The organism is Streptomyces sp. NPDC058375 (assembly GCF_042723425.1).
In the GTDB taxonomy this organism is placed as follows: domain Bacteria; phylum Actinomycetota; class Actinomycetes; order Streptomycetales; family Streptomycetaceae; genus Streptomyces; species Streptomyces durocortorensis.
This window is the reverse complement of record NZ_JBHXJG010000244.1, coordinates 1-10944: the sequence shown is the minus strand read 5'-3', so window position 1 is coordinate 10944 and position 10944 is coordinate 1. Positions and strand designations below refer to the sequence as shown.

General features: G+C 71.4%; 12 protein-coding genes. 5 read left to right on the top strand and 7 right to left on the bottom strand.

Annotation, left to right across the window (positions count from 1 at the left end; all coding sequences use genetic code 11):
* Nucleotides 1–258 precede the first annotated feature (258 nt).
* Nucleotides 259–1119, bottom strand: a complete 861-nt coding sequence (locus tag ACFWM7_RS28860) for a hypothetical protein (protein WP_383265921.1) — start codon at nt 1117–1119, stop codon at nt 259–261.
* Nucleotides 1120–1323: 204 nt separating this feature from the next.
* On the opposite strand from ACFWM7_RS28860, the gene ACFWM7_RS28855 reads away from it, so the two are divergent.
* Nucleotides 1324–2229 carry an oxygenase MpaB family protein gene (locus ACFWM7_RS28855; protein ID WP_383265918.1) on the top strand — a complete coding sequence of 302 codons (906 nt, stop codon included), beginning with the start codon at nt 1324–1326 and terminating at the stop codon, nt 2227–2229.
* A 63-nt stretch (nt 2230–2292) separates the two neighbouring features.
* Here ACFWM7_RS28855 and ACFWM7_RS28850 read toward each other — a convergent pair whose 3' ends face one another.
* The 5 genes from ACFWM7_RS28850 to ACFWM7_RS28830 form a co-directional block, all read right to left on the bottom strand.
* Nucleotides 2293–2892 (bottom strand): class I SAM-dependent methyltransferase, encoded by a 600-nt coding sequence (locus ACFWM7_RS28850; protein WP_383265915.1) that lies wholly within the window; start codon nt 2890–2892, stop codon nt 2293–2295.
* Nucleotides 2893–2951: 59 nt separating this feature from the next.
* Nucleotides 2952–3527, bottom strand: a complete 576-nt coding sequence (locus tag ACFWM7_RS28845) for a TerD family protein (RefSeq protein WP_356568496.1) — start codon at nt 3525–3527, stop codon at nt 2952–2954.
* Nucleotides 3528–3748: 221 nt separating this feature from the next.
* The gene (gene tatA / locus ACFWM7_RS28840; protein WP_205081412.1) at nt 3749–3913 is read right to left on the bottom strand and encodes a Sec-independent protein translocase subunit TatA; all 165 of its coding nucleotides are present in this window, start codon (nt 3911–3913) and stop codon (nt 3749–3751) included.
* Between the two features lie 58 nt (nt 3914–3971).
* Nucleotides 3972–6839 carry an HAD-IC family P-type ATPase gene (locus ACFWM7_RS28835; protein WP_383265912.1) on the bottom strand — a complete coding sequence of 956 codons (2868 nt, stop codon included), beginning with the start codon at nt 6837–6839 and terminating at the stop codon, nt 3972–3974.
* Entirely contained in the window at nt 6832–7197 is a 366-nt protein-coding gene (locus ACFWM7_RS28830) for an ArsR/SmtB family transcription factor (RefSeq protein ID WP_383265909.1), read from the bottom strand. The genes ACFWM7_RS28835 and ACFWM7_RS28830 overlap by 8 nt, the downstream gene beginning before the upstream one ends.
* Before the next feature lie 336 nt (nt 7198–7533).
* Between ACFWM7_RS28830 and ACFWM7_RS28825 the strand changes: the two genes are divergently transcribed.
* Nucleotides 7534–8190 (top strand): ATP/GTP-binding protein, encoded by a 657-nt coding sequence (locus tag ACFWM7_RS28825; protein WP_383265907.1) that lies wholly within the window; start codon nt 7534–7536, stop codon nt 8188–8190.
* 25 nt (nt 8191–8215) lie between these two features.
* On the opposite strand, the gene ACFWM7_RS28820 is transcribed toward ACFWM7_RS28825, so the two are convergent.
* On the bottom strand, nt 8216–8644 hold the full coding sequence (locus ACFWM7_RS28820) for a PPOX class F420-dependent oxidoreductase (protein WP_383265904.1): 429 nt from the start codon (nt 8642–8644) through the stop codon (nt 8216–8218).
* Nucleotides 8645–8786: 142 nt separating this feature from the next.
* Between ACFWM7_RS28820 and ACFWM7_RS28815 the strand changes: the two genes are divergently transcribed.
* The 3 genes from ACFWM7_RS28815 (at nt 8787) to ACFWM7_RS28805 (ending at nt 10862) form a co-directional block, all read left to right on the top strand.
* The gene (locus ACFWM7_RS28815) at nt 8787–9209 is read left to right on the top strand and encodes a roadblock/LC7 domain-containing protein (RefSeq protein WP_383265901.1); all 423 of its coding nucleotides are present in this window, start codon (nt 8787–8789) and stop codon (nt 9207–9209) included.
* A gap of 109 nt (nt 9210–9318) precedes the next feature.
* Nucleotides 9319–10335, top strand: a complete 1017-nt coding sequence (locus tag ACFWM7_RS28810) for a DUF6397 family protein (protein WP_383265898.1) — start codon at nt 9319–9321, stop codon at nt 10333–10335.
* 38 nt (nt 10336–10373) lie between these two features.
* Nucleotides 10374–10862 (top strand): GNAT family N-acetyltransferase, encoded by a 489-nt coding sequence (locus ACFWM7_RS28805; RefSeq protein WP_383265896.1) that lies wholly within the window; start codon nt 10374–10376, stop codon nt 10860–10862.
* Nucleotides 10863–10944: the final 82 nt, after the last annotated feature.

Here is a 10944-nt window from a genome sequence, read left to right as displayed (position 1 = left end):
CCACCCCCCAGGTCATCCCTTCGACAGGGGGCAACAGTCATACCGGACCCGGAGGCCAGCGGCCCCATTGCAGGACCACGAAAAACATAACGGGGGGGGGTTCTCGCGGCAGCCATCCTGTGGCCCCTGATCGGATTCTGGTGGGCGCTGCTGGTCGTGATCGGGGTTCCCGTGGCGGGCTATCTGCTGCTGGACCCGTCCCAGCGGCGCAGGCTCCGCAGGATCAACCGCAAGGAGATCGGACGCTGAGCGAGGACGTCACAGGCCCTGGACGGCGAGCCCGTCCAGGGCCGTGAGCAGGCCGGGCAGCGCGTCTCCACGGCCGACGGGAATGACCGTCCCCGGCTCCTCGTCCAGCAGGAACAGGGCGATGTCATCGGTCCGAGCCACCATCGACCACCCCGGGCCGTCGACGCGCAGCGTGCGTGCGTCGGCCGTGGCGTACGAGGAGCGGATCCGACCGGGTGGCGGCGGAGCCTCCGTATAGGCGCTCGCCTCTGACAGGGCCCGCCGCACACCCGGGTGCCGGAGCGACCCGGAGGGGGCGCTGTCCGCCTCACCCCCGGCGGCGCTCTCCGCCCCTCCAACCCCACCGGGCTGCGCGAATTGGGTGTCGTCGATCTGCTCGCGCCACACCGACCACTGCGCGGCGATCTCGTCCGCGCCGAGCCGTCGCTGCGCCGGACCCCAGGCCTCCGCGTCGGGAGGAGCGAGGGGCGCGGGGCCCTCCCCGTGCGTTTCCGGATCGTGCGGATCCGGGACGCCGGGTGCCGAGACGGTCAGGTCCATCGGCCAGCCCGGCAGGGCGCACACCATGGAACGCTCGTCGGGGGAGAGGTCGTGCTCCATGCCGCAGTCCCACGCGGCGATGGCGACGGCCACCTGGGAGGCGTCCTCGACGACCACCGTCCACCGGGCCCCCTCCCCGTCCTGCCCGAGGATGAGCCCGTAGCCCTCCTCGTACGGTTCGAGTGCGAGAGCGTCGCACGCGGCCACATAGTCGTCGCCCAGCACGCTGGGGAACCGCGCCGGCGTCAGCAGCATCGCGGTCAGCACCAACAGCGCGTCGTCGGCGTCCGCATCATCCGCACCGCCCACGGTGTCCTCCCCATCGCTCATCGCCGGACCGCTCATCTCCCGGTCCTGCGTCCCTTGGTCCGTCGGCGCACCCTAACTACTCGGTAACTCCCTCGTCGAGGCCCTGACGAGCAGCGACGAACAGGAGCCGCGCCCGCCCCGTCCGGGTGCGGCGGGGGCGAAGGGCCGGGCGCGCGGGAGGCCTCCGCGTAAGGTTGGGCCATCGGGCCGAACGAGGGGGACAGCATGGTGAAGCGGTACGACCGGCTGAAAAAGATTCAGCGACTCGACCCCGAGCGGGACTTCCTGGAGATCTACCGTCTCACCGTCACCTACGAGTTCCCCTGGGACATCACCCGCGCCCTCGAACTGGCCCTCTACCGCACCTATGCCGTGCCCAGCATCGGCCGACTCCTCGACGAGACTGCGGAGTTGACGGAGCGCTCCCAGAAGCGCTACGACGACACCGCTCTGCTGCTGGACACGGTGGTGGAGCACGGCTTCGACACCGATGAAGGCCGCATGGCCGTCCGCCGGATCAACCAGATGCACCGCAGCTACGCCATCAGCAACGACGACATGCGCTACGTCCTGTGCACGTTCGTCGTCACCCCGAAGCGCTGGCTGGACAGTTTCGGCTGGCGACGCCTCTGCTGCCACGAGCTGGCCGCCTTCGCCGCCTACTACCGCACGCTCGGCGCACGGATGGGCATCAAGGGCGTTCCGGAGACCTACGAGGACTTCGAGCGCACCCTCGACGCCTACGAGCACGAGCACTTCGGCTGGGACGAAGGAGCCCGACGGGTCTCCGACGCCACCTTGGCGCTGATGGGGTCCTGGTATCCGGCGCCGCTCGCCCCGGTGGTGCGCGGCGCCAGCCTCGCACTCCTGGACGACTCACTGCTCGAAGCGTTCCGCTACCGCCGCCCGGGGCCGGTCGCTCGCGGAGTGACCAGGGGTGCGCTCCGGCTCCGGGCCCGTGCCGTCCGGCTCCTGCCGCCCCGGCGGACGCCCCACTACGCGCGCCAGAATCCCGAGATCAAGGGCTATCCGGACGGGTACGAGATCGCGAGGCTCGGCACGTTCCCCACGCCGGGCGTCCGTGGCTGCCCGGTACCCGGCAGTCGGCCGTCGCAGGCACCCGCCGAATGACACGACCGCCCCGACCGGTACGCCGCTGCCGCCGGGCCGATGCCCGCCGGAGGCGGCCCGGCCTCAGACCTGCCTGACGGCGAGGGCGAGGAAGCGATCGTCCTCGTCGGTGTAGGACTCCAGCCGCCACCCCGCACCGGACAGCAGCTCACGCAGCCTGGGCTCGGCCCGCAGGTCGTCGTCGGTGACGGTGCGCCCGTGGCGCGCGGCGAGGGCCGCCCGGCCGATCGGGTGGAACAGCGCCAGAACCCCGCCCGGCCGGACCACGCGGGCGAGTTCCGTCGTATCGGCCTCGGGCCGGGCCAGATGCGAGATCAGCCCGGCTCCGAACACCGCGTCCAGCGCTCCGTCACGCAGTGGCAGCCGCGCCACGTCGGCACGGAGAAGTGTCCCGCTGTCGCCACGTCCGGCCCGTGCCGCCGCCTCCAGCATGGCCGGGGTGAGGTCGGCACCCAGCACCGTGCCCTGCGGCCCGACCGCAGCCCGCAGTGCGGGCAGCGCGCGCCCCGTCCCGCAGCCCGCGTCGAGCACGGCATCGCCGGGGCGCAGCCCCAGCAGGCCCGCCGCCGCGGCATAGGCGGGGCCGTCGTCGGGGAAGCGGCTGTCCCAATCGGCCGCACGCGGGGTGAAGAAGTCCAGGACATGGGTGTGGGCGTCAGTCATGGGGAACATGTTCGCCCAACCGGAGGGGGCGTGCGAGCGCCGGAACCCGGCCTGACCGGTCAGACGTTGACGCCGTAGTCCGATGCGATGCCCGCCAGGCCGGAGGCATAACCCTGGCCGACCGCCCGGAACTTCCACTCGGCGCCGTGCCGGTACAGCTCGCCGAAGACCATCGCCGTCTCGGTGGAGGCGTCCTCGCTCAGGTCGTAACGGGCGAGCTCGACGCCATTGGCCCGGTTCACCACGCGGATGAACGCGTTGCGCACCTGGCCGAAGCTCTGGCCGCGGCTCTGGGCGTCGTGGATCGAGACGGGGAACACGATCTTCGCGATCTCGGCGGGGACCGACGACAGGTCGACCTCGACCGACTCGTCGTCGCCCTCGCCCTCCCCTGTCAGGTTGTCGCCGGTGTGGCGGACGGAACCGTCGGGGCTGTTGAGGTTGTTGTAGAAGACGAAGTGGCTGTCGGAGAGGACCTTGCCCGCCGCGGAGCACAGCAGCGCACTGGCGTCCAGGTCGTGATCGGCCCCGGTCGTGGTCCGTACGTCCCAGCCGAGCCCGACCGTGACGGCGGTCAGGCCGGGGGCTTCCTTCGACAGGGAGACATTGCCGCCCTTGGCCAGGGTCACGCCCATGAATTTCCTCCAGTGTTCCCTCGGTCCGCACCTGCGATCCGGAACGCTGCGGCTTCACCGCGTCCGGGTCCGGAGACCGGTGCCGTTGTGCTGTCACTCTTGTGGCCGCTGTCTGTACAAACGCTCGGCGCTCCACTCCGGGTTCCCGGATTGCGCAAGCCATGAACCGAGCGGCGACCGAAAGGCCCGGTCCTCGCCCGGCCCGGGCGCGCCCGTGGGTGTCAGCGGGCGTTCTCGTCCTTCATCGCCCTGGCCTCGCTCTTGAGGATGCGCATGGACTTGCCCAGCGCGCGGGCCGTGTCCGGCAGCTTCTTCGACCCGAAGACGGCGATCACGACGACCGCCAGGATCAGCAGGTGCCAGGGTTCCAGGCCGTTGCGCAGCATCTGGTCCCACCCTTCTCTCCGTACGCGACAACAGTTGCCGCATTGCGCAACCGTACAACTAATGTCTGCGGCCGGAACGGACGCCCCCCAACTCCGCGGCGCGCTCTTCCTTGCCGCTCCGCTTTCGGTCTCGTCTTCCTTCTCGCACGGGGTCCGGTGCGGCTTCGGGCAGGTGGCGGCGCTCGTACCGGCGACGGGCCGCTGTGAGCCCGACCGCGTACAGCCCCAGGACGGAGCCGAGGAGGAGGTAGTAGAGGGGCGGCAGGGCGCTCATACCGAGCAACGGCCCGATCGGCGTGAGCGGGAGGGCGACGCCGACCGCGGCGAGACCCGCCGCGGCACCCCGCAGAGGCCCGCCCGCCCGGCGCTCGGCGGCACTGCGACCGGTCCGCAGCAGGATTATCACGAGGGCCTGGGTGAGCAGGTTCTCCGTGAACCACCCGGCGTGGAACGCCGCCTCGCCATCCCCGGACGCGTTGTGCAGGGCGAGCGCGAGCACCCCGAAGGTGGCGAGGTCGGCGGCCGCGTTGAGCAGGCCGAAACCCGTGATGAAGCGCAGGAAGTCGCGCGGCCGCAGCACGGTGGGGCGGCGCAGGGCGGAGGCTGCCGGGCGGTCGAACGCGAACGCCAGCTGCGCCGCGTCGAAGCAGAGGTTCTGCACCAGAACCTGTGCCGGGAGCATCGGAAGGAAGGGCAGCATCAGCCCGGCCGTCAGCATCGCGATGACATTGCCGAGGTTCGACGAGAGGGTGATCCGCAGATAGGCGGCGATGTTCCCGCTGCTGCGCCGCCCCGCCAGCACCGCACGGTCGATCGCGGTGAGGTCCTTCTCCGCCAGGACGACATCGGCCGCCTCCCGGGCCACGTCCACGGCGTTGCGGGGGCAGATGCCGACGTCGGCTGCGTGCAGGGCGGGCAGGTCGTTGACGCCGTCGCCGAGGAAGCCGGTCGTGTGCCCGCCGGTGCGCAGGGCCGTGACGATCCGGGCCTTGTGCTCGGGGGTGCAGCGCGCGAACACCGTGGCCCGGTCCGCCACCCCGACCAGTTCCGCGTCCGACAGGGTGTCCAGCACCTCGGCCGTCACCACATCGTTGTGGCCGGTGCGGCCCTCCGGGCGCAGACCGAGGTCCGCGCACGCCCGGGCCGCCGTGCCCGGATGGTCGCCGGTGAGCACCTTGACGCTCACACCCCGCCGCGCGAGCACCCCGAGCGCGTCGGCGGCGCTCGGGGCCGGAACGTCCCGGAGCGCCACCAGGCCCAGGAAGGTCAGGCCCCGCTCGTCCGCCGGGGTGTACGCGCCCGCCCGGGCCGCCCGGTCGGCACGGGCCACGGCCAGCAGGCGCAGCCCGGATCCGGCCTTCCGGTCCGCCACGGCGAGCAGCCGGTCGCGCTCGCCCCGGTCCATGGCACACCGGTCGAGCACGGCCTCGACGGCGCCCTTGGTGACCAGGGTGTGGACGCCGAGCCGGCCGGGCCGCCTCACCACGGCTGTCGCGACGCGCCGCACCGGATCGAAGGGCAGCACCGCGACGCCCTCGTACGCGTCCGGATCCACCTCCCCGGCAGCGGACGGACCACCGCCGTCGACGGCTCCCGGCCCGCCCTTGCCGAACGCGTCAGCGGCGCCGAACCCGCCTCTGCCGAGCGCGCAAGCGGCGCCGAGCCCGCCTCTGCCGAGCGCGTCGGCGGCGTCCAGCACCGCTTCGTCGAGTGCGTCGGCGGCGGGCAGCTCCGCCAGCTGGAGCGTCCACAGCGCGTTGACCGCCGCCCACCGCAGTACGTCGGCATCGGGGCGGTCCGCACCATTGGTCGCCGCTGCGACGACCGGCCGGTCCTCGGTCAGCGTGCCGGTCTTGTCCAGGCACAGCACATCGACCGCCCCCAGGTCGTGCAGCGCCGGAAGCCGTTTGACGATCACTCCACTGGTACGGGCCAGCCGGGCCGCGCCCCGTGCGAGGGTCGTCGTGACGATGACCGGCAGCATCTCCGGGGTGAGTCCCACGGCTACGGCCACGGCGAACGGCAGCGTCTCCAGGCCCCGGCCCCGCAGCGCCGCATTGGCCATCAGCACCAGGGGCGGGGTCAGGAGCATGAAACGGATGAGGGTCCAGGAGATCCCCTGGACCGAACGGTCGAAGGCGCTGGCGCCCCGCTGCCCGGCCCGGCCGTCATGGGTGGCGGCGAACCGGGTCTCCCCGCCGGTGGCCACGATCACCGCGGTACCGCTGCCGGAGGTGACACTGCTGCCCAGGAAACACCACTGCGGCTGCGCGAACAGCCCGGCATCGGTCTGCGCGGGGTCGGGGATGTCGAGGGCCTGCTTGACCACCGGAGCCGACTCCCCGGTCAGGGCCGACTGATGCACGGTGAGCCCGTCGGTGCGCAGCAGCTGCACATCGGCGGGTACGAGATCGCCCGGCCGCAGGCGGATCACGTCCCCCGGCACCAGATCGGCGACCGGCACCTCCCGTTCCTGGGGAGGGGAGCCGTCCGAGGCGCGACGCACCACGGTCGCCGTGGTCGCCACCAGTTCGCGCAGCGCCGCGGTCGACCGGTCGGCGCGGTGCTCCTCGGCCGAACGCAGCAGACAGCTCACTGCGACGAGGGCCAGGATGACGCCCGCGGTGCCCCAGGCCGAGACGAGGGCCGACACCAGGCCCAGGCAGAGAAGCACGGAGGTGAAGGGATCCCGGAGGCTGCGCAGGAAACGGCGGGGCCAGGGCACGGGCCGCCGGGCGGGCAGCACGTTCTCGCCCGTCCGGCCGAGCCGGCTCTCGGCCTCCGCCTCCAGCAGCCCGCGCGGCCCGCTGTCGAGGGCACGCAGCGTCTGCAGAGCGGTGGGCACGGCGCCGGGGAACGGGGCGACGGAGGCCGGCGTGCCGGCGGTGATGTGTCCAAGGCCTGCGGCCGAACTGCTCTCAGGCACCGAGCTCACGCAGGCGGACAGGCCCGGGGGAGTGGTGCCCGGCGCGTTCGGCCAACTGGCCGACCATGAGCCGGACGACCGTCACCACATCGGGATCGTCGACCAGATAGACCTGACGTCGGCCCTCACGGCGCGACCGGACGAGACCGGCCAGCTTCAGCTTCGTCAGATGCTGACTGACCGAGGGAAGCGTCCCGCCCACCCGCTCCGCGAGCCCGGTCACATCGCTCTCGCCCTGGGCCAGTGCCCACACGATGTGCAGCCGTGCGGGTGTCGCCAGGAGCCCGAACGCCGCTGCGGCCTCCGCCAGCACCTCCGCGGGCGGATCCTGGAAGCCGCCGCCGGAACCTGTCGACACGCTCGTATCTCCTCGTCCCCGGGCCGTCAGCGCGGACCCGGCTCCGCTGCCCGTTCCGGACGGCCGAAAAGACCAGTGTAGGGGCCGTGCCGGGAGGGCCCGAGGCTCGCACGGAGTGCCCGCCCCGCCTCCGTCCCCATCTCCGGCTGTCTATAGAGAGACGCAATGAGGTCGGGATACGGCAAGAGCAGTGACCGAGGCGAAGCCGCTTCGGTCAAGAACGATCAACTCACTCGGAAGAAGCCCGCCGGTTGCCATGCTGTCGGCCCGACCCGATTCCTGAAGCTTGATCCGACGCCTGTAGCCCGAAGTGACTCCTGAAGAGAGAAGGGACGCATGCCCTCCGAGTCCATCGACAGCGACGAAAACCTCCGCACCACCCACCGCAGCTCCGGGGATGTCGGCAGGAGCATGATCGGAGAGGACATCGCGCTCACCCTGAAGATCGTCGTGGCGGGCGGCTTCGGGGCCGGGAAGTCGACCTTGGTCCACTCGGTCAGCGAGATCCGCCCGCTGTACTCGGAGGAGACGCTGAGCGAGAGCGGGCGGGACCGGGACGACACCGGCGGGATGGAACGGAAGTCCACCACGACCGTAGCGATGGATTTCGGTCGTATCACCGTTCACTCCGGCCTGTCGCTCTATCTGTTCGGCACGCCGGGCCAGGATCGTTTCGGGTTTCTCTGGGACGAGCTGTGCGAGGGCGCCCTCGCCGCCGTCGTGCTCGCCGACACCCGGCGCCTCGAGGACTGCTTCGCCGCCGTCGACTACTTCGAGCGCAGGCGGATCCCGTTCGTCGTCGCCGTCAACCGCTTCCCCGGCGCTCCCGACCATACGGAGCACGATGTCGCGCAGGCGCTCGACCTCGACGGAGGCACCCCGGTCGTGCTGTGCGACGCCCGCGACCGGGCCTCCGGGAAAGAAGTCCTGATCCGTACGGTCGAGTATGCCGGGCGCATGCACACCGCCCGGCTCCTCGCCTCCGTCGGCTGACGACCCGGCGCCGGGGCCCCTTCCGTCAGTCGGCCATGTCGGCCATCGCGACCACCTTGTCGATCCGCACCCGTACGACCAGTTCGCCGGCGACACCGTTGCGCCGGCCGAACTCCTCGGCGGCGTCGGCCTCCACGTAACGGCCGGCGATCAGCGTCGCCCACCGTAGGAGTTCGCCTGGGTCCTCGCTCAGCTCGGCGTGCCCCTGCACCACCGCGAACGCGTACGGAGGCCGGTCGTCGTCGACGCACAGGGCGACCCGTCCGTCCCGTGCGAGGTTGCGCCCCTTCACGCTCTCCTTCCCGGTGTTGAAGACCACCGAGTCGCCGTCGAGAAGGAACCAGACGGGTGCGATGTGCGGACTGCCGTCGGCCCGCACCGTCGAAACCTTTGCCGTGCGGGTGCTCTCCGAGAGGAAGGCCCGCCATTCTTCATCGGTCATGTGGTGTGCCATGGGCCCATCCTGAGCCCGATCGCCGTATGGCGCGAAGCGGCACCTCGGGCGGTGAGGGACGCTTGCCCCCACGGATCCGTTGCGCAAGGCTTACGCGCGTAGCGGGGGGTACGGGGAACGAGGGTACGGGGAGGACGAGCACATGCCGCTTGACCGGGGACTTGACTGGCTGCTGGACGATCTCACCAGCAGGGTGCAGTACATACGGCACGCATTGGTGCTGTCGAACGACGGACTGGTCACCGGGGCCAGCACCGGGCTCGCACGCGAGGACGCGGAGCACCTGGCGGCGGTCTCGTCCGGCCTGCAGAGTCTGGCGCGCGGGTCCGGGCGTCACTTCCGGGCGGGCCGGGCCCGCCAGACGATGGTCGAGTTCGACGAGGCGCTGCTCTTCGTGACGGCGGCGGGCGACGGCAGTTGCCTGTGCGTGCTGACCGCGGCCGAGGCCGACGTCGGCCAAGTCGCGTACGAGATGACCCTGCTCGTCAACCGGGTCGGCGAACACCTCGGCGTCTCCGTCCGCCAAGGCGGGCCCGAGGGCATCGAACCCTTCTCACCCTCCTGACCTGCACTTTTCGTCGCCGGTGAAGAGTTATCCACAGGGCTGACGCGTCATGACTCCTCGGGCTACCGTCATTACGGAGAGTATTCGAGCCGACGGGGGGAGAACAGTCATGGCAGTCAAGGAAGTGCTCCGATCGCACGTCAGGTCCCAGGACGCGGAGGGCCGGAGCGCGCGCGTGCGGGCCGGTGCCCATGCCGGGGACGCGAGCGCGGAGGCGGAGTGCGAGGGTGGGCGCACCTCGCCCGCCTCCCCGGCGGCGACGGTGGCGTCCGGACGAGCGGCTCAGGAGCTGGGCATCCGGCGTGCGGAGTTGGAGCTGGCGGTGCACCTGGGGCTGATCGCCGTCGTCGCCGCTCCGGGCGGCGGGCGACCCCGGGTGCATGAGGAGGAGATCGCGCGCCTGCGGGAGCAACCAGGCTTCCCCGACGCCCTGGTGGAGCGGGTCCGCACGGTCGGAACGGCGCAAGGAGCGGCCCTGCTGAACATGGCACCGGCACGGTTCACCCGGCTGGCCCGGGCGGGCTGCGTCTCACCGGTCACGTTCTATCTGAACCGCTATCGCGCGGTGGTCTGGCTCTACCTCGCGGACGAGCTCGTCGCGTTCGCGGCACGGGAGCCCGGGCTGCTCGCCGGGCGGACGCCTGTGGGGATGCGCACGATGCTGGAGTCGGGCGCCGACTGGCGGGCGCGCAACTGGCGTTCGCAACGCATCGACCGGCTGCTGAACCGCACGACGGACCCCTGGGCGCGAACGGCGGTCCAGGCGTCGGCCCTGGACCCGGTGCAACTGGCCGAAGTGGTGGACGACCCCTATGAACGCGCCTATCTCGTAAGGGTCCGGCCCGAGCCGGTCTTCGGACGCCCGGGGTCCATGGCGGCGAGGGAGGCCATGGGGGAGTTGATGCTGGCCGACGGCCCCGACGAAATTCTCTGGCGGCGGGTCAACCTGACCCTGGAGCTGGACCGGGCACGCGAGGACCGGCCGGCCCCTCGCCCCGGGGACGACGGGGGAGCCCGGGCGACGCCGCCCGCCGACACCGGGGCACTACGTTCCGCTCCGGCGCACAGGCCGACCGGGAAGGGGCTGCTCGCCAGGTTGGGATGGCGTGGTCGGGGCGCTGGATAGCATTCGCGCCGATCCTGCGGATGGGGCATCCTGTCCGGATGTTGATCAGGGAAGCAACCTCCGAGGACTGGCCCGCCATCTGGCCGTTCTTCCATGCGATCGTCTCTGCGGGCGAGACGCTCACCTATCCGCTCGACCTCGGTAAGGAGGATGCGGAGGGATGGTGGTTCGTCCCGGCGCCGAGCCGCGTGGTCGTCGCCGTCGACGAGGCCGGAACGGTGCTCGGCACGGCGAAGATGAACCGCAACCACATGGGCAACGGCTCCCACATCGCCAGCGCCACCTACATGGTCGACCCCGCTCACTCCGGCCGTGGCGTGGGGCGGGCGCTGTGCGAGCACTCGGTCAACTGGGCTCGGGCCAAAGGGTATCGCGCGATGCAGTTCAACGCGGTGGTCGAGACGAACACCCATGCCCTCAAGCTGTACCGGTCGATCGGCTTCGACGTGATCGGCACCCTTCCGGAGGGCTTCAACCACCCGACCCAGGGCTATGTGGGGATTCACATCATGCACAAGGCTTTGTGAGACGCGGGGCTCACATCGCCACATCCCGATCAGCAGGAGCAGGAGCAGGAGCAGGAGCAGGAGCAGGAGCAGGAGCAGGAGC

Excerpts from the sequence above, each read along its gene's own strand:
- ACFWM7_RS28810 (WP_383265898.1), top strand. The coding sequence starts at position 9,319 with ATGGCAGTCAAGGAAGTGCTCCGATCGCACGTCAGGTCCCAGGACGCG.
- ACFWM7_RS28825 (WP_383265907.1), top strand. The coding sequence starts at position 7,534 with ATGCCCTCCGAGTCCATCGACAGCGACGAAAACCTCCGCACCACCCAC.
- ACFWM7_RS28860 (WP_383265921.1), bottom strand. The coding sequence starts at position 1,119 with ATGAGCGATGGGGAGGACACCGTGGGCGGTGCGGATGATGCGGACGCC.
- ACFWM7_RS28815 (WP_383265901.1), top strand. The coding sequence starts at position 8,787 with ATGCCGCTTGACCGGGGACTTGACTGGCTGCTGGACGATCTCACCAGC.
- ACFWM7_RS28850 (WP_383265915.1), bottom strand. The coding sequence starts at position 2,892 with ATGACTGACGCCCACACCCATGTCCTGGACTTCTTCACCCCGCGTGCG.
- ACFWM7_RS28845 (WP_356568496.1), bottom strand. The coding sequence starts at position 3,527 with ATGGGCGTGACCCTGGCCAAGGGCGGCAATGTCTCCCTGTCGAAGGAA.
- ACFWM7_RS28855 (WP_383265918.1), top strand. The coding sequence starts at position 1,324 with ATGGTGAAGCGGTACGACCGGCTGAAAAAGATTCAGCGACTCGACCCC.
- tatA (WP_205081412.1), bottom strand. The coding sequence starts at position 3,913 with ATGCTGCGCAACGGCCTGGAACCCTGGCACCTGCTGATCCTGGCGGTC.
- ACFWM7_RS28805 (WP_383265896.1), top strand. The coding sequence starts at position 10,374 with ATGTTGATCAGGGAAGCAACCTCCGAGGACTGGCCCGCCATCTGGCCG.
- ACFWM7_RS28820 (WP_383265904.1), bottom strand. The coding sequence starts at position 8,644 with ATGGCACACCACATGACCGATGAAGAATGGCGGGCCTTCCTCTCGGAG.